The sequence below is a fragment of the Nostoc sp. genome (assembly GCF_036916975.1).
Lineage (GTDB): Bacteria > Cyanobacteriota > Cyanobacteriia > Cyanobacteriales > Nostocaceae > Nostoc.
Genome location: NZ_JBALFF010000010.1, coordinates 146099 through 168468 on the forward strand (window position 1 = coordinate 146099; position 22370 = coordinate 168468).

The following is a 22370-nucleotide window of genomic DNA, read 5'->3' on the forward strand; positions in this document are numbered from 1 at the left end:
CAATATGTGAGTAATGTAATTAATTTGCTTGAGATTCTAGCCAACCAAGTAAATTTTGAGTTTTATTGAAATATTGAATCCTACGATCTCGTAAAAGCTCTATAACTTCACGTCTACCAAATTCTTTAGAATTGCTACTTAAAAATAATTTATTCTCATTGGGATGTAACCCAGCATGAAAAATTATACACTCCAAGATTATTCTATCTATAATGTGCTTATCAAAAATTTCTCTATTTAACGTTCCTTGAAAAATACCCGTATTTAATGTAATCATTTCTGATTTGCTGATAAGCTGATTAAAAGCTACATCAAAACGTTCTTTAACTTCGTTATTTCGTTCAAGAAAGCTTGTTATTGATTGCTCTAGGCGAAACAACAGTAATCGTGCATTATCTGAATTATCTCGCTCTGCTTGATTAATTTGTATATCTAATTTTTGGAGGAAATCTAGATTATATTTTTCTTCTTGTTCCAATGTTGTCAATGATTCTACAAAACAAATACTTGGCACTACGATACGTAAAGAAGAGGGTGTATTTTGCATTAATTCTTGTGCTTGTGAATCTTGCCCTTTAGCAATACTCATCAAGAAATTAGTTTCAACGTAAATTATCACTGCTAATCATTAATAAAGTTGAGTTGTTCCGTCTTCTATTAGTTGCAATAAACCAATTTCTGTCATTTCCTTTGCCAAAGGTGGTATTGCAGATTTCCAATGATAGGCCAAGTCACGTAGCCAAGCTTCTGTAAGACCTTTAAGGTAAAGACTAAATATCCTTTTGTCGCGGAATTTTGGCTCGTAATGACTAAGCACATCAGCAGTATTAAGACTGATAATCGGCTCTGATAAATTATTGCCATCCCATTGAACAATCAGAATTTTATTTACATCAACAAGCATAGCAAAGGGAATCACTATCTTTGCAGTTTGCAAGTAATCAATCAGCCGTAAAATAGCATATTTTTTGGCTTGTGTATCTTGAAAATTGAATGGTAAACCTTTGACTTCAGCTATGAGAATAATTTGCTCATCTTTGTCTAAAGCAACTAGATCGGGAAAGTCTATATCTTCTATGTTTGTAGCTTGTAAGGCTCTAAGTTCCCACCAAGTTAGGGTTTGTTGGTTGCTATAAATCATTGATTTCAATCCTCGTGAGTCTTCGATATTTTTATCGATGTTTCCAAATAAAAGTTACTCTAAAGCCACTATTAAAACCACAGCATAAGCACATATACCTTCTTCGCGGCCAACTGGGCCTAATTTTTCGTTAGTAGTAGCTTTGATACCAATTTGATTTGGTTCTAATTCTAAAACAGCCGCTAGTTTGTCGCGCATATTGTGAATATGCGGTTTTAATTTCGGACGTTCTGCTACTACCACCGAGTCAATATTTCCGATTTGCCAACCTTGATTCCGAATCAGTTTATGTACTTGATTTAATAGTACTAAACTATCTGCTCCCGCCCATTTGCGATCGCTAGGTGGAAAATAATGACCAATATCCCCCAAAGATAATGCCCCAAGCATGGCATCCATAATCGCGTGTGTTAGCACATCAGCGTCACTGTGTCCCAATAAACCCAATTCATGAGGAATTTGAATTCCACCTAAAATCAAAGCGCGATCGCTCACCAGTTGATGAATATCGTAGCCGTTACCAATACGAATTTTTGTCATGAGTTAAGAGTTAGGAGGTAGGAGGTAGGAGGTAGGAGGTAGGAGTTAGGAGTTAGGAGTTAGGAGTTAGGAGTTAGGAATTATTATTCTTTCCTGCTCCCCCTGCTCCCCTACCCCCTGCTCCAATTTCTCCAGGAGATCGGGGCGACGATCGCGGGTTTTTTCAATTTGTTGTTCGTAACGCCAGCGAGCGATCGCGGCGTGATTCCCACTGAGTAAGACATCAGGCACTTTTAAGCCGCGAAAATTGGCAGGACGAGTATATTGGGGATAGTCTAATAACCCTTCCTCAAAACTTTCTGCGGTGAGGGACTCCGTTTTGGCTACGGTTCCTGGGAGCAGCCGCACTACGCCATTAATTAAAGCCATTGCTGGAATTTCTCCGCCAGTCAGAATAAAATCCCCTAAAGATACTTCACGAGTTACCAAATGTAGCACCCTCTCGTCCACTCCTTCGTAATGCCCACAAATAACTACTAACTGGTCGTAATTTGTCACCAATTCTTTCAAAAGAGGTTGATTAATTGTTTGACCCTGTGGACTCATCAAAATTATTTCTCTTCGGGGTAGAGTTGGCAGCGACTCCACAGCGTTAAAAATTGGTTCTGGCTTCATTAGCATCCCCACGCCGCCACCATAAGGTTCATCATCCACCTTTCGGTGCTTGTCAGTGGTAAAGTCCCGTGGGTTAACCAGATGCACTTCGGCAATCTGTTTGGCTAAGGCTTTACCTAGCAAACCAGAATTGAGAACCGAGTTAAAACAGTCAGGAAAAAGCGTAACTATATCAAAGCGCACAGTTATTCGTATTCAAGGACACTAATCTTAAATTTGAATGTCTAGGAAACATCAACAAGCCTCCATTCGGGTCAAACTCCAGTTAAACTTTATCAATAGTATCTAAAACTACCAGACCTCTTGGATTTTAGATGGGATTAAAAGTTTTTCTAATTACTTAATTTATGTTTAAATGTTGTCACAACTACATTTAAATTAATAATCTTATCAAGTTAACAACTTCCAGGATGCATCGAGCCAGCCTCAGAAAAAAGCGTAGTCTTAACTGCTCGTCCTCAAGCCCAAAGCGGGAATTTAGCCCGATAAAGACTATTTTGCCCTGCTGTAAGTGGACAGGTGAAAAACAAGGCGCTGGGTTTGAGGAATGGGGACGAAGACGTTTAGACTGAAGCAACGCGAGCGTTAAGCGAAAATTTGGAGAGTGCCTGATCCAGTTCCAAACTTCCAAAAAGTGTCCTCTCGAAAGTTGCAAAGCGCAAAAATCATGGCTGCAACTGAACCTTGTTAAATTCACCTGAAGTTGTTGACAGGAGAAACACAATGCCGCAATTAGAAGCTAAATCGCTAGAAATGAGGACACCCCAAGCAACAAAAACCGCCGTTCTAGTTATCGGAGGTGCAGAGGATAAAGTTCATGGGCGCGAAATCCTACGAACTTTTTTTGGACGCGCCGGTGCTAGTAAGGCTTATATTACAATTATTCCATCTGCCTCCCGCGAACCCGCCATCATCGCTGGTAGGTATATTCGCATTTTTGAAGAAATGGGTGCTCAGAAGGTAGAGATTTTAGACATCCGCGAACGGGAACAGTGTGAGTCCTCCCAGATTAAAGCATCGTTAGAAGCCTGTAGTGGGGTATTTTTGACAGGAGGCGACCAGCTGCGTCTCTGTGGTGTATTGGCAGATACGCCAGCAATGGAAATTATTCGCCAGCGGGTGAGGGCGGGGCAACTTACCTTAGCAGGCACGAGTGCAGGAGCGGCAGTGATGGGGCATCACATGATTGCTGGCGGCGGTAGTGGAGAGTCGCCAAATCGTTCCCTAGTTGATATGGCGACGGGTTTAGGGTTTATTCCTGAAGTAATCGTTGACCAACACTTTCACAACCGGAATCGCATGGGACGGCTGATTAGTGCGATCGCAGCCCACCCCGATCGCTTAGGTATTGGCATTGACGAAGATACTTGTGCAGTGTTTGAACGTGATGGTTGGTTACAAGTTATGGGCAAAGGCAGTGTCACCATTGTTGATCCCACGGAAGCCACCCACACCAACGAACCCCATGTCGGTGCTAATGAACCATTAACCGTGCATAATTTACGTCTCCATATTCTTAGCTACGGCGATCGCTTCCACTTGTACCAGCGCACTGTATTGCCTGCTGTACACCGGCTCTCCAGCTGACGGGATAAAGTATCTGAGGTTACACTGAGTTGGCCACAAATTTTAGATTTTGGATTTTGCAAAAAGTTGTAAGGAGGGTTTCCCCACCTAGCAAACTTTTCAAGACGGATTTTAGATTAAAAGAGCTTTTTGGCCAATGCCGCCAAAAAGTGGGACAAACAAATCTAAAAACCTCAAGGACTCATTAAGACTTTGCGATCGGAAATTTAAATAAGAGAGCAAAGTACCCTAATTGTCTGTTTTAATCCAAAATCATAAATTTAAAATCCAAAATCAGTTGACCGCACATTTATTTCTTGTTGTAGAAAAATGATGAGAATACTATGTAAAAAGAAAAAACTGTTTGCAAAGAACAGTTTAGCGGTCAATTCCAGTAAGAAACTAGAATTTTGGTTCCGAATCTCCATCTACCTATTCCCATGAGAATCCTCAAGATCCAGACCTTACGCGGCCCAAACTATTGGAGCATTCGACGCCACAAGCTGATCGTCATGCGCCTCGATTTAGAAAACCTTGCCGAGACGCCCTCGAATGAAATCCCTGGCTTTTATGAAGGACTAGTTGAGGCGTTGCCAAGTCTGGAGGGTCATTATTGTTCTCCTGGCTGTCGTGGTGGTTTTCTGATGCGAGTCAAAGAAGGCACCATGATTGGTCATATCGTAGAACACGTAGCCCTAGAACTCCAGGAATTAGCAGGTATGCATGTTGGCTTTGGTCGCACCCGCGAAACTGCCACACCCGGAATTTATCAAGTAGTAATCGAGTATCAGAATGAGGAAGCGGGACGCTACGCTGGACGAGCCGCAGTCCGGCTGTGCCAGAGTATCGTTGATCGAGGCCGCTATCCCAAAGCAGAACTAGAGCAAGATATCCAAGACCTGAAAGACTTCACCCGTGATGCTTCCTTGGGTCCCTCCACTGAAGCGATTATCAAAGAAGCAGAAAAAAAAGGTATTCCCTGGATGTCTCTGGAAGCCCGCTTTTTGATTCAACTGGGCTACGGCGTAAATCAGAAGCGGATGCAGGCCACAATGACGGACAACACCAGCATTTTGGGTGTAGAACTAGCCTGCGATAAAGAAGCCACTAAACGCATCCTCGCGGCCGCTGGTGCGCCAGTACCAAGAGGTACAGTGATTAACTTCTTAGACGATTTGGAACAAGCCCTTGAATTGGTTGGCGGCTATCCCATCGTCATCAAGCCCCTGGATGGCAATCATGGACGCGGGATCACCATTGATATTAGAACTTGGGAAGAAGCTGAAGCCGGATACGAAGCTGCTAGACAGGTTTCTCGGTCAATTATTGTCGAAAGATATTATGTAGGACGCGACCACAGGGTACTAGTGGTAAATGGCAAAGTAGTAGCAGTAGCCGAACGCGTTCCGGCTCATGTAATTGGCAATGGCAGATCGACTATCGCCGAACTGATTGAGGAAACAAACCTTGACCCAAATCGCGGCGAAGGACATGATAACGTCCTAACCAAGATTGAACTAGACCGCACCAGCTACCAACTCTTAGAAAGGCAAGGCTATACCCTAAATAGTGTGCCACCCAAAGGCACTATCTGTTATCTCAGAGCAACGGCAAACTTAAGTACAGGTGGTAGCGCCGTAGACCGTACCGATGAAATTCACCCCGAAAACCGTTGGTTAGCAGAACGAGTAGTCAAAATTATCGGTTTGGATATCGCCGGACTCGATATCGTTACCACGGATATTAGCCGTCCTCTGCGGGAAGTTGATGGCGTAATTGTCGAAGTTAACGCCGCTCCTGGCTTCCGAATGCACGTTGCCCCAAGTGTAGGCATCCCCCGCAACGTTGCTGGCGCAGTGATGGATATGCTGTTTCCCAACGAGCAATCTGGCCAAATTCCCATCCTTAGTATTACTGGTACTAACGGCAAAACTACTACAACCCGACTACTAGCACATATTTATAAACAGACTGGAAAAGTAGTGGGTTATACTACTACCGATGGAACATATATCGGTGATTACTTAGTAGAAGCTGGCGATAACACAGGCCCCCAAAGCGCCCACCTCATCCTCCAAGATCCCACAGTAGAAGTAGCGGTATTAGAAACGGCTCGTGGTGGCATTCTCCGCTCTGGATTGGGCTTTGAAGCCGCAAATGTAGGAGTAGTATTAAATGTAGCCGCAGACCACTTAGGAATCGGCGATATAGATACCATTGAGCAGTTAGCTAACCTCAAGAGTGTAGTAGCGGAAGCTGTATTCCCTGATGGCTACGCGGTACTTAACGCCGACGATCGCCGCGTCGCTGCCATGTCAGAAAAAACTAAAGCTAATATTGCTTACTTCACCATGAACCCCGACTCGGAATTGGTGCGAAAGCACATCCAAAAGGGTGGAGTCGCAGCAGTATATGAAAATGGCTATTTGTCAATTGTTAAAGGTGATTGGACACACCGCATAGAAAGAGCAGAAAATATACCTTTAACAATGGGCGGGCGGGCGCCGTTTATGATTGCCAACGCTTTAGCAGCAAGTTTGGCAGCATTCGTGCAGAACGTCACAATTGAGCAGATTCGTGGTGGTTTGAAGACCTTCCGGGCTTCAGTTAGTCAAACGCCAGGACGGATGAATTTATTTAATTTAGGCAACTACCACGCTTTAGTAGATTATGCCCACAACCCAGCCAGTTACGAAGCTGTAGGTTCCTTTGTGCAAAATTGGACTACAGGGCAACGGATTGGCGTAATTGGTGGGCCAGGCGATCGCCGCGACGAAGACTTTGTTACTTTGGGCAAATTAGCAGCACAAATTTTTGACTACATCATCGTCAAAGAAGACGATGACACACGGGGACGCCTACGGGGTTCAGCCGCCCAATTAATTATTCAAGGCATCACCGAAGTTAAGCCTGATAGCCGCTATGAATCAATTCTGGATGAAACCCAAGCGATAAATAAAGGCTTAGACATGGCTCCTAATAACAGTCTGGTGGTAATTTTACCAGAAAGCGTTACACGAGCTATTAAGTTAATTAAGCTGCGTGGTTTAGCCAAGGAAGAGACACACCAACAAAATCCCGGTACAACTCTCATCGATTCCCAAAATGGAATAGCACCTTCTTCTGTTGTTAATACCCTGCTGTAGTCAGGAAAAAACCGTGCTGGCTCCCCAACGCACAGCCTCCTCCTGTTCTTTCGTATTCTGACTACTTTAATTATTGTTTTTCTTGTTCCGAATTGGTTTCGTCACTGGGAGTTTTCATCTCCTCCTTAAACCCTCGTAGGGTTTTGCCCAGTGCGGTTCCCAGTTCGGGAATTTTTTTTGGCCCAAAAATTAAAACAGCGACTATGGTAATTACAGCTATTTCTGGCCATCCCAGTCCAAACATATAAATTTCCTCTAAGGCATCTGTAATTAAATATAAACATTGATGGCTCAAATCCGATGAGTTCGCCATTGATAAGCGCTCTATCCTCTTACAGAAACATACCATAAGCGCTTTAGGGAACTCCAAAAATTAAATTACTCAATTCCTCCATCCAACAGGACTAGTGGTCTGTCCCAAAAGTTTTGAGAGGTTCGTGGTGTTCAGATCCCCGACTTCGTAGAAGTTGTCGGGGATATCGCAGCCTCGCAAAATTAATCGGACAGACCACTAGTAGATATTTTCTTCCCCTGCTCCCCCGACTCCCTCATACTTATGATGGTTGACTCAGAGTAGCCTGATATCTTTATACTCATTTCATGCAGCTATCAAAGGCGAAATCATCACGGACATTGTTCGGGAAATATCGAGACGAATCTGGGCAGAGGAGGGCTACTCCCCTGTCCTAGCATTTAATGCTGAGTAGGAACAAACTTGGTCTGTTAATTGCGAAGTATATGAGCAGTTTCGAGGAACTGAGTCAGAAAACTTTGAATAAGGTTCATAAAACCCATGAAACAACTTAGCAAAAAGGAGATCATCTGTGATTAAGAGTCTTGGATACGCAGCCGAAAGTGCAACTACACCACTGGGCTTGTTCAATTTCGAGCGGCGATCGCTAGGGGCGCACGACGTACAAATTGAGATCCTTTACTGTGGCGTGTGTCACTCGGATCTGCATACAGTCGCTAATGAGTGGAAAAACACGGTTTACCCTGTCGTACCTGGACATGAAATCGTTGGTCGTGTAGTGAAGATTGGTGAGCAGGTTTCCAAGTTCAAGGTAGGTGAGGTTGCGGGCGTTGGTTGTATGGTCGATTCTTGTCGCACCTGTCCAAACTGTCGTGAGAGTTTTGAGCAGTACTGTGATAACGAAATTATCTTCACCTACAACAGCCCAGAGAAGCAGACAGGGAAAACGACTTATGGGGGTTATTCAAACCAGATAGTCGTGGATGAAAATTACGTCCTACGGGTTTCGGAAAAGCTGGATCTGGCTGGCGTTGCACCCCTAGTATGCGCGGGGATCACGACATACTCGCCTTTGCGCTACTGGAAAGTTGGCAAAGGCGATAAGGTGGGTATCGTCGGGCTTGGTGGGTTGGGACACATGGGGCTAAAATTTGCCCACGCTTTTGGTGCTTACACTGTGCTGTTCACAACGTCGTCAGGGAAGACCGAAGATGCAAAGCGGCTCGGAGCGGATGAGGTTGTTATTTCAAAAAACAGCGATGAGATGAACAAGCATATCAACAGCTTCGACTTCATTCTCAACACGGTTTCGGTATCGCACAATCTGGACGCATACACTGAGTTGCTTAAGCGTGGTGGTACGATGTGCTTGCTAGGTGTACCGGAAAATCCGCACCCATCACCCAACATCGGTAACTTGATTTTTAAGCGCCGAGTAATTGCCGGTTCGCTGATCGGCGGGATTCAAGAAACACAAGAAATGCTCGACTTCTGCGCTGAACACAATATCGTCAGTGACATCGAACTTATCCCGATTCAGAAGATTAACGAAGCATACGAACGGATGCTAAAAAGTGATGTGAAGTATCGCTTTGTGATTGATATGGCATCGCTCAAGGAAGAATGACAGTAAAAAAATGCCATTGTCGCTTTTCATAGAAAGTCCTGAATTCTTTGTCTTTGGGAGCATCCCAATGAGAGCTTAAATCTTTTCCCTCACCCCCAGCCCCTCTCCCTTCAGGTGGGAGAGGGGAGGCATAATTCTAGTTCCCCGAATCCCAAATATGGGAGAGGGGAGGCATAATTCTAGTTCCCCGAATCCCAAATATGGGAGAAGGGAGGCATAATTCTAGTTCCCCGAATCCCAAATATGGGAGAAGGGGTTAGGGGATGAGGGCTATCAAGGTTTTTTCACCTGACGGGATGCTCCCTTGCCTTTGTTTAGGGTGTAAGAAAAACGAATAAAAAAGTCTGAGCGTTGGTTTTGGGCGCTCAGACTTTTTTATTAAGAATTAGAATTATAGCGGTTCCGATTCAGATGCGGTACAACATTATATCGCCAAGTGTAGGGGCAATTCATGAATTGCCCCTACGGGAAATCAGGACTTACGCTTTCAAGGCAGTGAAAGCGTAAGTCCTGATTTAATTGCATTATGCAAATTAGATGTTTTTTAGCTTAGGGACTTCCAAATAAAAAAATACCCAAAAAACTTTCTTCTCCTCATTCCTCTGTGTTCTCTGTGCCTCTGTGGTTCGTTTATTTGAGTAATTTATTTCTTGGAAGTCCCTTACAGTCGTTATTTGGTCAATGATTAGCTCAACTAACTTCCCATTGGATTGGTAATTGGCAAACCTAACCACTCACTTAATTCATGAGCTAACCATTCAAGTTCTACTTCGGATTTAATACCGATATCGTTTCCACTAATCTGATATTTTTGTAATCCTGAGCAAATATATAATTGTGCTGGAACGGCAACTCTAGTGTCTTTAGAGCCTTTAGTAAAGTGTTTTGGAATGTAAACCAACTTATTAATACTTTGCCTTGGGGATGGCCGGGGACGCTCAAACTTCCAACTAAACAACTCCCAGCTTAGGGCAATTTGTTCTGCATTCAGGCGTAAGCAGATGCGTCCAAATAAATTAAAGATAAATTTATACATCATCATAAAGCCAGCACTCCAAAAAGGAAGTGAGAACAAGGCAAAGGGGATGTTGACAGGAAAAGACGCCCAGACTATGCTAATTGTCCAAAGTAGGATAAATGAATTCCAGGCGATCGCAAATAAACCTGTGAATACTATTGATGGATGGAAACCAGCTGGTGGAATGATAATTTCTAGAGAATCCCAATTTTTGGTTAGTTGAATTTTGCTCCCATCTGGTTTGCGAATAACTAAAGCAGGTAATGTCGCTTGTGGTTTGTCTAAAGCTGCGATCGCTTGATCCGCAAAACTAAAACGTCCTTCTAAACTGGGTTCAATCATCCACTTTAGCCAATTGCTAAAGCTGGGACTAACTTTAGCCGCTTGTTCAAACTGAATGCGAAAATCCTTTTGCGGTAAATCGGCTGGGTGATTACCCGTCATTAAATAAATTAAGGTTGCGCCTAAACTATAAAGATCAGATGCTGCAACAGTACGTCCGCCAAATTGCTCTGGTGGCATATAGCCATAAGTTCCTACCACAGTTCTTGTCCCGGTTTCGGTGGCGAGGACTGTCTGAACTGAGCCAAAATCTACCAAATAAACTTGACCGACACTATTACCAGAACGCTCTCCCAATAAAATATTGCTAGGCTTAATATCACGGTGAATTACAGGCGGATGTAGCTCATGTAGGTAAATAAGAATCTCTAAAAGCGCTTTGGCTATCTGTTTGACTTCAGGTTCTGTAAAAGTTCGCCCACTTTGTAAGTGTTGCTCTAAAGTTTTTGCTTTTATATAAGTTTGTACCAGCGCAAATCCTTTGATGGTTGGTAAATTTACCTCAAAATAGTTTAAATACTCAGGAATTAAGGGATGTGACAAAGATTTTAAAGTTTCAGCTTCCCGCTCAAACAGCTTTAAATCATCCCATTCAAAGTCGCCACCAAAAGAGAGTAACTTAATGACAACTAATTCCTGAGTTTGCAAATCAGCAGCTAAAAAAGTCCGCCGCCCTGCTTTTTTTCCTAGTAGCTGCTGAACTTTGTAGCGATCGCCTAGTATTTCGCCAATCATTATGGTTTCTTCTAATGCTACGGTTGAAAAGTTTTTAGAGCTTATAGCTTTTCAATTTTGCAAATCGATATCTTTAGTATAATTGCGTAGTTCTATGCCCTCCCAACTTTGGCCTTATATTACCCCAGGTATTCCCGATGAATTGTTTGAACATTTGCCAGGAATTCCCCTGAGTCAGCGAGAAGTCCGACTGCTGTTAATTGCCCAACTGCGACTAAAATCAGATTCTGTGTTGTGGGATATTGGCGCAGGGACGGGTACAATTCCGGTAGAGGTGGGGCTATTGTGTCCAGGCGGAAAGATTATCGCTATCGAAAGGGATGAAGAAGTAGCTAATCTGATCAAGCGTAACTGCGATCGCTTTGATGTGAAAAACGTCGAAGTAATTGAAGGTAGCGCCCCAGAGTGTTTACATAACCTCAAGGTTACACCTCACCGCGTTTGTATTGAGGGAGGACGCCCCATTCAAGAAATTCTGCAAGCAGCATGGCATTATTTGCCCCCATCCGGTCGGGTTGTAGCCACAGCTGCTAATCTAGAAAGTCTGTATGCTATTTCCCAAAGCTTTTCTCTGTTAAGAGCTAGAAATATCGAAGTCGTCCAGTCCGCGGTTAACCGCTTAGAGACGCGTGGCTTTTCTCAAACCTTTACCGCCGTTGATCCCATTTTTATCCTCAGTGGTGAGAAACTAGACTAAATCCAAAAGATTTTAGATTTTAGATTTTAGATTTTAGATCGGGGATTTAGGTGATATGTCATCAGAAACCAAGCCACAATTACCAATCCCTAATCTCGAATACCTAATCTCTAATCCAAAATCCAAAATCCAAAATCCAAAATACTTTTATGCCTTGGTCTCGGATTATTAGTGGAATTGTTGCGATCGCTCTTGCTCTTTCTGCAACCCTTTTGGGGGGTTGGTACTTTACCATCATTTTTGCGGTTATCATCTTTTTGGGTCAACAGGAATATTTTAATTTGGTGCGAACCAGAGGTATCGCTCCCGCCGCTAAAACCACAATGTTGGCTAGTCAACTTTTGCTGGTAATTTGTACCCTTGATGGCAGTTTAGCTGACGCTGTAATGCCAATTGCTGGCACACTTATTTGTTTTTACCTGCTGTTTCAGCCCAAATTTGCCACGATCGCTGATGTTTCCGCTTCTATTATGGGGCTATTTTACGTAGGTTATTTGCCGAGTTACTGGGTGCGCTTACGAGCAATTGATACTGCTGCTTTTAGCAATCTTCCTTTCGGAGGTTATTGGCCCACAACCTGGACAGATTTCTGGGAAAAGGCAAATTCCGGTTCTTTACCACAAGGTTTTACAACAACACTGCTAACTTTTTTGTGTATTTGGGCGGCCGATATCGGCGCTTACACTATTGGCAAATTCTTTGGGAAAACCCGTCTGTCTGATATTAGCCCGAAAAAAACTGTCGAAGGTGCCGTCTTTGGCATTACTTCAAGTATTGCTGTAGCGATCGCAGGAGCCTATTATCTACATTTGCCCAGATCCCCTTTCACTGGTTTAGCATTGGGTTTACTGATTGGGATTGCTAGCCTTTTGGGGGATCTTACCGAGTCTATGCTAAAGCGAGATGCTGGAGTCAAAGATTCTGGGCAGTTAATCCCCGGTCACGGTGGTATTTTAGACCGTACTGATAGTTATATTTTCACTGCTCCTTTGGTATATTATTTTGTGACACTACTGTTGCCGCTACTGTAGCGGTTTTCAGTAAAAGTAAGTATTGTCTTGAGCCAGATACCGCCCAGAACTTAAGTTCCGGGCTTATAGCGAAAGTCCACTTAAAGTGGACTAAAATTCTTGTTTAGTCCTCTTGAGAGGACTTAAGCTATAAGCAAGAGGAATTTTATTCTCAGGCGCGATCGCAACCAAGCGGGGGATTGTCCCCCTGAGAGGCGCTATATCACAGAACTTACGCAAAAACTCTCTCAAACTCTTATTCCTCTGTGTTCTCTGCGTCCTCTGCGGTTCGTTTTTTGGTCATTTTGCGTAAGTCCTATATCATTTAAAATAATGTATTAGCATTTTTTAATTAATCATCAAGGGTTAACGTTAATCCGCCCACGACACACTAACTTGCCTGGGATCAGCGTTAGTTCTTGGATATCGACATCTGAGCCAAGATCGAAATTGTACTCATGATTGTCCTCTAATATCTCCCCCTGATCCGGCAAGATTTTTATATGTGCCAACTGCAACTCATGTCCACTGAGTAACTGTAAGCTTAGACAAATCTCTAGAGGTGTAGTTTCAGTATTGGTTACTCTCAGACCTCGCAGTATAATTTGGTTGTTGTCAAGGATAATTTCTTGCCAATTTATTGGTTGTGACTTTGGGCAATGTGTTGGTAAAACCTTAACCAATAGATCGCTCAAAGCAGTCGATAATAAGTCAGATGAGAGAGAAGCATTCAGATCCTTCTCGTCTACGATCAAATCGCCAACCACTGGTACTGTTTCTAACATTCGTAGCGGTTTTCCCTTGAGTACCGAGCCGATGTTTATCCGAATATTTTCCGCTATTAATTTAATTTGTGTAATTAGGAGACCTTGATAAATTGCATCAGTAGCAAAAATAGATACCGACGGGATACGTCCAGAGAGAATTTGGCGATCGCTCGCTTTAATCTCCACTTCTAATTCCGATATTTGGCTGACTTGCGATCTCAACCAGAGCTTTAGGGCTGTTGTGAGTACTTGCGTAATTATGCGGATTTTATTTGTATTTGTTGTTTGGAAATTTTGCTCTGACATCTAACCAATCTGTTTATGAATATTTGCTTAACAACCGAACAGAAATTAAATAAGTCTTAAATGTAACATTTATGCCTACTCACTACAAAATGCAAATATCATTTAATTGTTAACAGGAAATAAGCAATTTCACATGGAGGCACGGTTACAAAAAATTATCGCTCAATGGGGTATCGCCTCACGTCGTGAAGCCGAAGAAATGATTAGGCACTCACGGGTGCAGATCAATGGGGTGTTGGCACATTTAGGTCAAAAGGTTGATCCCGAAAAAGATGCGATCGCAATTGATGGTAAGCCTGTATCTAAAAAGCAGCGTCCGGCTTTAATATATTTATTGCTGCACAAACCAAGGGGTGTGGTTTCTACTTGCTACGACCCTCAGCGCAGGCCAACAGTATTGGATCTACTACCGAAAGAATTACGGGAGGGTACAGGTATTCACCCAGTTGGGCGTTTAGATGCAGATTCTACAGGAGCATTAATCTTGACCAATGACGGAAATCTGACATTTGGACTAACCCATCCTCGCCACAGTATTACCAAAACATATCGTGTTTTGGTAGAAGGACACCCTCCAGAAGCAGTATTGAAAATGTGGCGTCAGGGTGTGATGTTAGAGGGTAGAAAAACCAGACCCGCTAAGGTACATCTAATAGAACATCGTGCCGAACAAAGCTTTTTAGAAATAGTCTTGCAGGAGGGAAGAAATCGCCAAATTCGCCGGATAGCTCAACAGTTAGGATACCCAGTAATCAAGCTGCATCGGACTGCTATCGGTTCAATTCAATTACAAACTCCAAAAGAACCTTTTTTGTCAGAGGGTAAATATCGTTCCCTCAAAGACCATGAAATTCACTTTTTGCAAGATCAGATAACCCAACCTAATTATTGATTCTGTGGAGTTAAGGAGTGTCAGTAGACATGAAATGGCTAAGAAAGAAAAATAATTTGCAGCCATCACTTTCATTAGAGCAAGAACGAACCGAAAAGTTGGCAGAAATGGGCGCTCAACTTTGGGCATTGCGTCAAGAACAGGGATTATCCCTAGAGCAAATGGTTGCATTAACTAGGATTCCCCGGCGATTATTGCAGGCGATCGAAGAAGGTAATTTAAACGATCTGCCAGAACCAGTTTATATACAGGGTTTAATCAGGCAATTTGCCGATGCACTAGGCTTGAATGGAGTAGAATTTTCTGGCACTTTTCCGATTAGTTCTGCACAAGTGAACCCTCAAGGTACAGGGAATAATTCCCCCCTCGATCAACTACGTCCGATTCATCTTTACTTTCTTTACATATTGCTAATTGTATGCTCGGTAAATGGCTTATCTCAGTTATTAAATAACGCAGTATTACAAGCAAGTACAAGTAATAGTCAAAATCAGCCATCTCCAAAACACAAGTCCATTGTTAAACCACAAATAGCCCAAATAAAAGAGTCAGTGGAGGTTCAATCAGTTAACGATACCCTTAGCGCCGTCCAACATGGAAAGGCTGTACAGATTGGTGTCACTTTAAAAGCATCATCTTGGATTCGCGTAGTAGCCGATGGCAAAACCGAGTTTGAGGGTACTCTCCCACAGGGAACTCACCGGATTTGGAAAGCCCAAGAGCAACTCACAGTGAAAACTGACAATGCTGGTGGCGTGTTAATGAGCGTCAATCAAGAGAAAGCCAAGGAAATGGGAGAACCAGGGAAAGAGGAAGAAGTTAGGATTGCTGCAAAACCTAAGTTTTGAGATGAGGGGGATGAGGGGGATGAGGAGGCATTGACTCCCCCCAACCCCCAGGGCTGTTTCATTCCATTTCAAACAGGATTTGTGAAGATGGTTAGCGAGAAAAATTGTAAGTGAGGGTGACGATGAGATGAACTTTTAAGCACTTAAACAACAGTAAAATTGTTCATTTTATCGGCACGTTAGTAACAAAATAATCAATTTTTAATCGCTAGAAACCTTGATTCTTCTAGCTATTTAGGGAATGAAACAGCCCTGCCCCTTACCCCCAGCAAGAACTGCTTCACTGCCCTTCCGGGGCGCGTCCATTGAGTCTGGTAAGAACTTTCAAGCGATCGCCTAATTCTTGTGTCAAAGCTCCTGCTTGATAGCGCCACTCCCAGTTACCCTCAGCAAGACTAGGAAAATTCATCCGCGCTTCGTTTCCTAATCCCAAAACATCTTGCAAGGGAATAATCGCTTGGTTAGCTATGGAACTCAAAGCTAGGCGAATTAAATCCCAATGGATGCCTTCAGGACTGATAGAACCTAAATAAAGCAATAGGTTTTGCTTTTCGTTGTCGTTGGCTGAATTAAACCAGCCTACAGTTGTGTCGTTATCGTGAGTACCGGTATAAACTACAGCATTGCGCGGGTAATTGAATGGTAAGAATGGATTACCGGGATCGGAACCAAAGGCAAACTGCAAAACCTTCATCCCAGGAAATTCATACTTATCTCGCAGCGCTTCTACCTCTGGTGTTATTACTCCCAAATCTTCCGCCAAGACGGGTAGCTTGCCCAACTTATGCCTAATGGCTTCAAAAAAAGCATCACCAGGCGCTTCTACCCATTTGCCATTCATGGCAGTTTCTTCGCCTTTGGGTACTGACCAATAAGCCTCGAAGCCCCGGAAGTGGTCAATGCGAATTATATCTACATAATCCAGCATTGCCTCAAAACGCTGTACCCACCATTTAAAGTCTTGTTTTTGCAATTCCTCCCAGTTATAAACCGGGTTGCCCCACAATTGACCGGTGGCGCTAAAATAATCTGGTGGAACTCCTGCCATTTGGGCAGCAACTCCTGTCTCTTCGTCTAAACAAAAGATGTCGGGATGCGCCCACACGTCGGCACTATCATGAGCTACGTAGATGGGGATATCGCCAATAATGTCAATGCCGCGCATATTGGCGTAGCTTTTCACCTCTGACCACTGCCGAAAAAACTCAAATTGGACGAACTTGTAATAAAAAATCTCGCCATTGAGCCGATCTTTTACCTGAGCTAATGCTTCGGGTTCGCGCTTGACAAATTTTGGCTCCCATGTATTCCAGCTTGCATTTTCGTGGGCATCTTTCAGCGCCATAAATAAGGCGTAATTATCTAGCCAATAGGCTTTACTGTCGCAAAAACCTGCAAACTCGTTTTTTTGGATGTCCGTAGCATTCAGTTTAAAGTTTTCACAGGCTTTTTTGAGTAGCCCAATCTTAATCGGCACAACCTGGTCGAAGTCTACCTTTTCTACCGGAAATCCTGGTAAAGCAAAGTCTTCTTCACTTAGCAAACCCTCATCTCGCAGTTTTTCTGGACTAACCAGCAAGGGATTTCCCGCCATTGCCGAGTAGCACATATAGGGGGAATTACCGTATCCAGTGGGGCCCAAGGGTAGAACTTGCCAATATTGTTGATGAGTATCATTAAGAAAATCGATGAAGCGATAGGCTTCTAAGCCTAAATCTCCAACGCCAAATCGGCTGGGAAAGGAGGTAGGATGCAACAAAATACCACTGGATCTAGGAAAAGGCATATTTAACCTGAATTATGAGAGGGAGCAATTATCTGATGGACACTGCGATCGCCCAAGGGGCAGTAGCAAAGCCAATCGCATCGAATTTATCACGGCACAGTATTTGCAGAGGAAATCAAGTAAACTCATTTTGATTGTCCTTTGTCTTTAGTTGTAACTAATCACAAATGACTAATGACCAATGACTAATAACTATGACTTACCGAAATCCTACACCAACAGTTGATATCATCATTGAACTAGTAGATCGACCTCATCGGCCAATAGTGTTAATTGAAAGACATAATCTACCCTTAGGTTGGGCTATTCCTGGTGGTTTTGTAGATTATGGCGAAGCGGTAGAAGTGGCGGCGCGACGAGAAGCTGAAGAAGAAACGGGTTTGCAGGTGGAGTTAGTTCAACAATTACTGGTGTATTCTGACCCCGATCGCGATCCGCGTCAGCATACCATTAGTATTGTGTTTTTGGCGACAGCTACGGGTGAACCTGTGGCTGGGGATGATGCTAAGGGTGTAGGAGTTTTTGAGTATTGGCGTGTACCTGGTAATTTATGTTTTGACCACGATCGCATTTTGCGGGATTATTGGCGATATCGGCATTATGGGATACGTCCCAGGTTGGGGTAGAGAGACGAACCGCAAAGTACGCTTTGCGGCGCAAAGGGAAGAAAGAAAAAAGAGATATATAATATCACAAATGATTTAGGACTGATATAAGTAGGTAGAGGTAATTAAACATATAATAAACCTCACCCTCAATCCCTCTCCGTGAGTTCGGAGAGGGAAGCCGGAGGCAGGGTGAGGTTTTATATTTAATTGTTTAAATCCCCTTATGTAATGTCTAAAATGTTTGAATGCGTGAATTGTTATTTATTATTAATTATTTGTTGCTCTAGTTCTTTTAGGTCTAACGATAATAAAAAATGCGAGCAAAGTAAAAAATAACATTTGCCAAGTCACCAAATTCCAGCCACCAAAATTCCAGCATAATAGACCAATGCTAGTACCTATAGAACCGCCGATAAAATAGGTAGTCATGTAAACTGTGTTGATGCGGCTATTCGATTGAGCATCAAGAGTATATATTCTTGCGACATTAGTAACTTGGGTTGCCTGTACACCTACATCTAGTAATAATACAGCAAGTGCGACGAAGAGTGCTGAATTAGAAGCAATTTTAGCAATTACTAAACTTACAATCACGAGCGATACAGCAAGAGTCAAGGAACGTTGGGAGTTACCTTGATCGGCTAGTTTACCAAAAACTGGTGCCATCAATGCACCTGCGATCGCCACAAAGCCATACATCCCAATTGTGTCCGATTGAAAATTAAAAGGCGCTCCGCTTAAATGGAAAGTTAGTGTTGTCCAAAAGGAGCAAAATACACCAAACAATAAACCGCCAATTAAAGACGTTTCTCTTAATAATGCAAAACGTTTTAATTGGTAAAGTGTTGATTTTAATAATTCCAAATAATAACCATCAAATTCATTTTCGACACTAGGCAAATATATATTTAGCAAGATAATAACAATTAAAATCATTCCTGCCGAAAATCCATATACATAACGCCAACTCAACCATTCAGCAATATATCCACTAAAAACCCTTGCTCCTAAAATTCCAATCAATATACCAGTAAAAATATTGCCTACAGTTTGACCTGTAGTTACTCTATCTATACTTGCTGCTAAAGGAAGAATAACCTGAGCAGAGACTGTCGCAATCCCAATTGCTACGCTCAATATCCAAACTTCAATGATGTTTTGTGAAAACGTCATGAATATCAACAAACAAAACAAACATATTAGTAAGGAAAGAATTAATTTTCTCTTATTGATTTTATCGCCCAAGGGGATTAAAAAGAAAACCCCAAAACCGTAACCAAGTTGCGTAAGCACAGATATGCTACCCGCTTCGCCTTCACTGACTCGAAAAGATGATGCAATATCTTTGAGGATTGGCTGATTATAATAAACGTTAGCAACACAGACACCAGATGCGATCGCCATAATCAGTACCTGGACTTTAGTTAATGCGTTACTTGAGATTTTTTTTTCCATTAAACTTAAAATTTATGCAGGAAAAAACTGGTTTACAGTACAGCTAAAACCAGGTAATAGGGGAGAAATTATATTATCGCTACTAAATAGAGTTTCTACCAATTTAAGTTGATTTTCTTCGCGCCGGTAGACCTCTAGTTTACGCGATCGCCAATCAGCAATCCAATATTCTTTTACTCCTCTGGAAGAATAAAGTTTAAGTTTAGCTTCTTTATCCCGTCTTTCGTCTGACTTGCTAAGAGACAAGACTTCTACTATTAAATCTGGTGCGCCAGTTAAATGTCCCGCTTCATCCAATGTTATCGCCAAGGTTTCTTTAGTACCCCAAACTACATCAGGAATTACATTATCTGATTCTGAAAACAAAACGCCTGGGTTGATCGCAGCTTCTCCTAAACCAGTAGACTCTGACCAAATGTTAAGCTGTCCGAAAATCCTACCACAAGTTTGCTGATGTTTAAAGTGAGATGCCCTACTCACAAATAATTCTCCATCAACTATCTCGTAGCGTGTCCCTTCATTTTCTGCAAAGAGTTCTATATCGTGAATTGTCCAGCGTATTCCTGCTGTTAGCATCTGACTCATCGGCTAACTCCTTTAATCTTACTCTTGTATTTTAATCATAAAAGGATGTTTGTAAAGTCTCAATTAATACTAGCCTTGGCGATTAGAAATCGCGGCTATACAGACAAAACCCACCTCCGTGGGTTTAAAACCTTGATTTTATCTTAGCGAATTATATTCGCCCAATACTTTGAAAACATCTTCTAAAATTTAATCATCACTTACGATTTTCGCGCCGCCACTTACCCCGAACTAAGCGAATTTCATCAAAAGTGTAGCTTTCGCCTAGTTGTTCTCGAATTGGCGTTAAAGAAATATCACCAAGCACTTCTAAAACTTGCCAAATTTTTTGTTGATGTTCAAGAGGTACTAACTGATTTATGTCTACAGGCTGATTTTTCTCAATCAAATCTGCCAAATGGCGAATAATTGTTGTGGGGCGAATGTTGCGTTTTTGAGCAATTTCATTAACACTCAAACCTTGTTTATGTAATTGGAATGTGAATATTTCTGTGTCGGAAGGTAAGCTAACTGAGGGTGTAAAACTAACTTGGGGTGGATCTACCAAACCTTTTTCTTGGCGGTAAGCGCGAATTTCTGCGAGGAATTTATCGCCATATTGGGCAAGTTTGTGACTACCTACGCCGGAAAGTTTACCAAATTCGATTAGTGTTGTAGGTTGTACCTGTGCCATCAATTTTAAGGTAGAATCCTGAAAGACAACGTAAGGTGGTACAGATTGATCGTCAGCAAGTTGTTTACGGAGCGATCGCAACCTCTGCATTAATATCTCTGCTTCAACAGCCTTCTCACTCCCTTCTTCCCAAGTAACCTTTTGTGCTACGGGAACAACAAGGGAAACTGTACGCTGTCGCCGCATCACTTCCCAACTAAGGGGGTTAAGTTTCAAAACTGAGTAACCATCGCTAGTCTGTTCTAGCAACCCTTGATGTAATAGCGATCGCGCCAACATTCGCCATTCATCTACAGTTCTATCTTTACCAATACCATAAGTAGAAAGTTTATCGTGTTCGTACTGGATAATTTTGTCTTTTTTTGCACCCCGCAACACATCAATAATGTGCAGCATCCCAAATCTTTCTTTACAACGCGCCACACAAGATAAAAACTTCATGGCTTCAATTGTCCAGTCTTGCATGGGTTTGGGATGACGGCAATTATCGCAGTTAGCGCAATTACCAAGAAAACGTTCGCCAAAATAACCTAACTGAATTGTCCGCCGACAAACAGTACCTTCAGCATAATCAATTACCTGACGCAGTTGTTGTTTAGCAATCAACTGTTCTTGGGGATCAGTTTTTTGGTTAATACTCCATTCAATAGTTTTAATATCACCAAAACTGAAAAAAAGTGTACAACGTGAAGGTTCGCTATCCCTTCCCGCCCTACCTGATTCTTGATAATAACTTTCTAAATTACGCGGTAAATCAAAATGAATTACTAACCGCACATCTGGCTTATTAATTCCCATTCCAAAGGCAATTGTTGCCACCATGACGCGCACATCATCTCGAATAAATCGAGTTTGATTGCTGCTGCGTTCTTCATCAGTTAATCCGGCATGATAAGATAAGGCGGCAATTTTATCATTTTGCAATTTAAAGGTAAGTTCATCAACTTTTTTGCGCGTTAGGCAATAAATAATTGCTGAACCTTCATTTTCTCGAATAAGTTCTAATAATTCAGCATACGCCGACTTGGTTTTAGAACGGACTTCGTAATAAAGGTTTTGGCGGTTAAAGCTAGCAATGTGGATACTCGGTTGCTTTAGCCCTAGTTGTTGGATAATATCAGCACGGACGCGATCGGTTGCTGTAGCGGTAAGGGCGAGGGTAGGGACATCAGGATAGCGTTTCCGCAAAGATTTCATCTGACGGTATTCTGGGCGGAAGTCGTGTCCCCACTCAGAGACGCAGTGGGCTTCGTCAATAGCAAAAGCCGCAATGCCAATTTTTTCTTTGACTAAATCGAGAAATGGGAGAAATCTTTCACTCAACAGACGTTCTGGGGCGACGTAAAGCAGTCTAACTTTACCGGTGAGGATGGCTTCTTCCCGCGATCGCACCTTATACGGATTCAGACTACTATTCAGAAATGTGGCGTTAATATTATTATTCCGCAGTCCTTCCACTTGATCTTGCATCAAAGCAATTAACGGCGACACCACCACCGTTAAGCCTTTTTTAATCAATGCAGGTAACTGAAAACACAAAGATTTTCCCCCACCCGTAGGCATCACAATCAATAAATCTCGATTTTGCAGCGCATCTTCGATAATTTGCCGTTGTCCTGGGCGGAATCTGTCGTAACCGAAGTGATATTTTAGCGCTTGTTCGAGATTGGGGTACTGAAGCATAGCGATCGCTTTTTCCGGGGCTGTCTGCGTGAGTAGTTATTGAAGATATCAGGATTTTAACTCACATCACCGCCAGT

Annotated in this window: 19 protein-coding genes; 8 read left to right on the forward strand and 11 right to left on the reverse strand. The window is 42.6% G+C overall.

The annotated features are described in order from the left end of the window. Positions 1-19: 19 nt before the first annotated feature. The 4 genes from V7K73_RS02485 to trmD form a co-directional block, all read right to left on the reverse strand. On the reverse strand, positions 20-619 hold the full coding sequence (locus tag V7K73_RS02485; RefSeq protein WP_334876799.1) for a PIN domain-containing protein: 600 nt from the start codon (positions 617-619) through the stop codon (positions 20-22). Positions 620-628: 9 nt separating this feature from the next. Further along, on the reverse strand, positions 629-1141 hold the full coding sequence (locus V7K73_RS02490; protein ID WP_334876800.1) for a hypothetical protein: 513 nt from the start codon (positions 1139-1141) through the stop codon (positions 629-631). Positions 1142-1195: 54 nt separating this feature from the next. After that, positions 1196-1681, reverse strand: a complete 486-nt coding sequence (gene ispF, locus V7K73_RS02495; RefSeq protein WP_334876802.1) for a 2-C-methyl-D-erythritol 2,4-cyclodiphosphate synthase — start codon at positions 1679-1681, stop codon at positions 1196-1198. 66 nt (positions 1682-1747) lie between these two features. Then, on the reverse strand, positions 1748-2479 hold the full coding sequence (gene trmD, locus V7K73_RS02500) for a tRNA (guanosine(37)-N1)-methyltransferase TrmD (RefSeq protein WP_334876804.1): 732 nt from the start codon (positions 2477-2479) through the stop codon (positions 1748-1750). A gap of 540 nt (positions 2480-3019) precedes the next feature. Here trmD and V7K73_RS02505 point away from each other — a divergent pair. Further along, positions 3020-3883, forward strand: a complete 864-nt coding sequence (locus tag V7K73_RS02505; RefSeq protein WP_334876805.1) for a cyanophycinase — start codon at positions 3020-3022, stop codon at positions 3881-3883. 419 nt (positions 3884-4302) lie between these two features. After that, entirely contained in the window at positions 4303-7008 is a 2706-nt protein-coding gene (cphA, locus tag V7K73_RS02510; RefSeq protein ID WP_334876904.1) for a cyanophycin synthetase, read from the forward strand. Positions 7009-7078: 70 nt separating this feature from the next. On the opposite strand, the gene tatA is transcribed toward cphA, so the two are convergent. Next, positions 7079-7252, reverse strand: a complete 174-nt coding sequence (gene tatA / locus V7K73_RS02515; RefSeq protein ID WP_190894808.1) for a twin-arginine translocase TatA/TatE family subunit — start codon at positions 7250-7252, stop codon at positions 7079-7081. Between the two features lie 580 nt (positions 7253-7832). On the opposite strand from tatA, the gene V7K73_RS02520 reads away from it, so the two are divergent. Then, positions 7833-8888, forward strand: coding sequence for an NAD(P)-dependent alcohol dehydrogenase (locus V7K73_RS02520; protein ID WP_334876806.1), 1056 nt, complete (start codon positions 7833-7835; stop codon positions 8886-8888). Between the two features lie 694 nt (positions 8889-9582). On the opposite strand, the gene V7K73_RS02525 is transcribed toward V7K73_RS02520, so the two are convergent. Then, positions 9583-10983, reverse strand: coding sequence for a serine/threonine protein kinase (locus tag V7K73_RS02525; RefSeq protein ID WP_334876807.1), 1401 nt, complete (start codon positions 10981-10983; stop codon positions 9583-9585). A 94-nt stretch (positions 10984-11077) separates the two neighbouring features. On the opposite strand from V7K73_RS02525, the gene cbiT reads away from it, so the two are divergent. Both cbiT and V7K73_RS02535 read left to right on the forward strand, forming a co-directional pair. Then, the gene (gene cbiT / locus V7K73_RS02530) at positions 11078-11680 is read left to right on the forward strand and encodes a precorrin-6Y C5,15-methyltransferase subunit CbiT (RefSeq protein WP_334876809.1); all 603 of its coding nucleotides are present in this window, start codon (positions 11078-11080) and stop codon (positions 11678-11680) included. A 149-nt stretch (positions 11681-11829) separates the two neighbouring features. Next, positions 11830-12711 carry a phosphatidate cytidylyltransferase gene (locus V7K73_RS02535; protein ID WP_334876811.1) on the forward strand — a complete coding sequence of 294 codons (882 nt, stop codon included), beginning with the start codon at positions 11830-11832 and terminating at the stop codon, positions 12709-12711. Positions 12712-13049: 338 nt separating this feature from the next. Here V7K73_RS02535 and V7K73_RS02540 read toward each other — a convergent pair whose 3' ends face one another. After that, a complete protein-coding gene (locus V7K73_RS02540) occupies positions 13050-13763 on the reverse strand; it encodes an LmeA family phospholipid-binding protein (RefSeq protein WP_334876813.1) in 714 nt (237 codons plus the stop codon). A gap of 133 nt (positions 13764-13896) precedes the next feature. Here V7K73_RS02540 and V7K73_RS02545 point away from each other — a divergent pair, with 133 nt between their 5' ends. Both V7K73_RS02545 and V7K73_RS02550 read left to right on the forward strand, forming a co-directional pair. Beyond that, positions 13897-14655 carry a pseudouridine synthase gene (locus V7K73_RS02545; RefSeq protein ID WP_334876815.1) on the forward strand — a complete coding sequence of 253 codons (759 nt, stop codon included), beginning with the start codon at positions 13897-13899 and terminating at the stop codon, positions 14653-14655. A 29-nt stretch (positions 14656-14684) separates the two neighbouring features. Next, positions 14685-15503: a helix-turn-helix domain-containing protein gene (locus V7K73_RS02550; protein WP_334876817.1), complete on the forward strand. Its 819-nt coding sequence runs from the start codon at positions 14685-14687 to the stop codon at positions 15501-15503. Between the two features lie 280 nt (positions 15504-15783). On the opposite strand, the gene malQ is transcribed toward V7K73_RS02550, so the two are convergent. Beyond that, positions 15784-17289: a 4-alpha-glucanotransferase gene (gene malQ, locus V7K73_RS02555; protein WP_334876818.1), complete on the reverse strand. Its 1506-nt coding sequence runs from the start codon at positions 17287-17289 to the stop codon at positions 15784-15786. Positions 17290-17483: 194 nt separating this feature from the next. Between malQ and V7K73_RS02560 the strand changes: the two genes are divergently transcribed. After that, the gene (locus tag V7K73_RS02560) at positions 17484-17915 is read left to right on the forward strand and encodes an NUDIX hydrolase (RefSeq protein ID WP_334876820.1); all 432 of its coding nucleotides are present in this window, start codon (positions 17484-17486) and stop codon (positions 17913-17915) included. Positions 17916-18164: 249 nt separating this feature from the next. Here the strand turns inward: V7K73_RS02560 and V7K73_RS02565 are convergent, their stop codons facing one another. The 3 genes from V7K73_RS02565 to recQ form a co-directional block, all read right to left on the reverse strand. Then, a complete protein-coding gene (locus V7K73_RS02565; RefSeq protein ID WP_334876822.1) occupies positions 18165-19352 on the reverse strand; it encodes an MFS transporter in 1188 nt (395 codons plus the stop codon). Positions 19353-19364: 12 nt separating this feature from the next. Further along, entirely contained in the window at positions 19365-19937 is a 573-nt protein-coding gene (locus tag V7K73_RS02570) for a Uma2 family endonuclease (protein ID WP_334876824.1), read from the reverse strand. Positions 19938-20133: 196 nt separating this feature from the next. After that, positions 20134-22293: a DNA helicase RecQ gene (recQ, locus tag V7K73_RS02575; RefSeq protein WP_334876826.1), complete on the reverse strand. Its 2160-nt coding sequence runs from the start codon at positions 22291-22293 to the stop codon at positions 20134-20136. Between the last annotated feature and the right edge of the window lie 77 nt (positions 22294-22370).

Excerpts from the sequence above, each read along its gene's own strand:
- V7K73_RS02490 (WP_334876800.1), bottom strand. The coding sequence starts at position 1,141 with ATGATTTATAGCAACCAACAAACCCTAACTTGGTGGGAACTTAGAGCC.
- ispF (WP_334876802.1), bottom strand. The coding sequence starts at position 1,681 with ATGACAAAAATTCGTATTGGTAACGGCTACGATATTCATCAACTGGTG.
- V7K73_RS02505 (WP_334876805.1), top strand. The coding sequence starts at position 3,020 with ATGCCGCAATTAGAAGCTAAATCGCTAGAAATGAGGACACCCCAAGCA.
- cphA (WP_334876904.1), top strand. The coding sequence starts at position 4,303 with ATGAGAATCCTCAAGATCCAGACCTTACGCGGCCCAAACTATTGGAGC.
- tatA (WP_190894808.1), bottom strand. The coding sequence starts at position 7,252 with ATGTTTGGACTGGGATGGCCAGAAATAGCTGTAATTACCATAGTCGCT.
- V7K73_RS02525 (WP_334876807.1), bottom strand. The coding sequence starts at position 10,983 with ATGATTGGCGAAATACTAGGCGATCGCTACAAAGTTCAGCAGCTACTA.
- cbiT (WP_334876809.1), top strand. The coding sequence starts at position 11,078 with ATGCCCTCCCAACTTTGGCCTTATATTACCCCAGGTATTCCCGATGAA.
- V7K73_RS02535 (WP_334876811.1), top strand. The coding sequence starts at position 11,830 with ATGCCTTGGTCTCGGATTATTAGTGGAATTGTTGCGATCGCTCTTGCT.
- V7K73_RS02540 (WP_334876813.1), bottom strand. The coding sequence starts at position 13,763 with ATGTCAGAGCAAAATTTCCAAACAACAAATACAAATAAAATCCGCATA.
- V7K73_RS02545 (WP_334876815.1), top strand. The coding sequence starts at position 13,897 with ATGGAGGCACGGTTACAAAAAATTATCGCTCAATGGGGTATCGCCTCA.
- V7K73_RS02550 (WP_334876817.1), top strand. The coding sequence starts at position 14,685 with ATGAAATGGCTAAGAAAGAAAAATAATTTGCAGCCATCACTTTCATTA.
- malQ (WP_334876818.1), bottom strand. The coding sequence starts at position 17,289 with ATGCCTTTTCCTAGATCCAGTGGTATTTTGTTGCATCCTACCTCCTTT.
- V7K73_RS02560 (WP_334876820.1), top strand. The coding sequence starts at position 17,484 with ATGACTTACCGAAATCCTACACCAACAGTTGATATCATCATTGAACTA.
- V7K73_RS02565 (WP_334876822.1), bottom strand. The coding sequence starts at position 19,352 with ATGGAAAAAAAAATCTCAAGTAACGCATTAACTAAAGTCCAGGTACTG.
- V7K73_RS02570 (WP_334876824.1), bottom strand. The coding sequence starts at position 19,937 with ATGAGTCAGATGCTAACAGCAGGAATACGCTGGACAATTCACGATATA.
- recQ (WP_334876826.1), bottom strand. The coding sequence starts at position 22,293 with ATGCTTCAGTACCCCAATCTCGAACAAGCGCTAAAATATCACTTCGGT.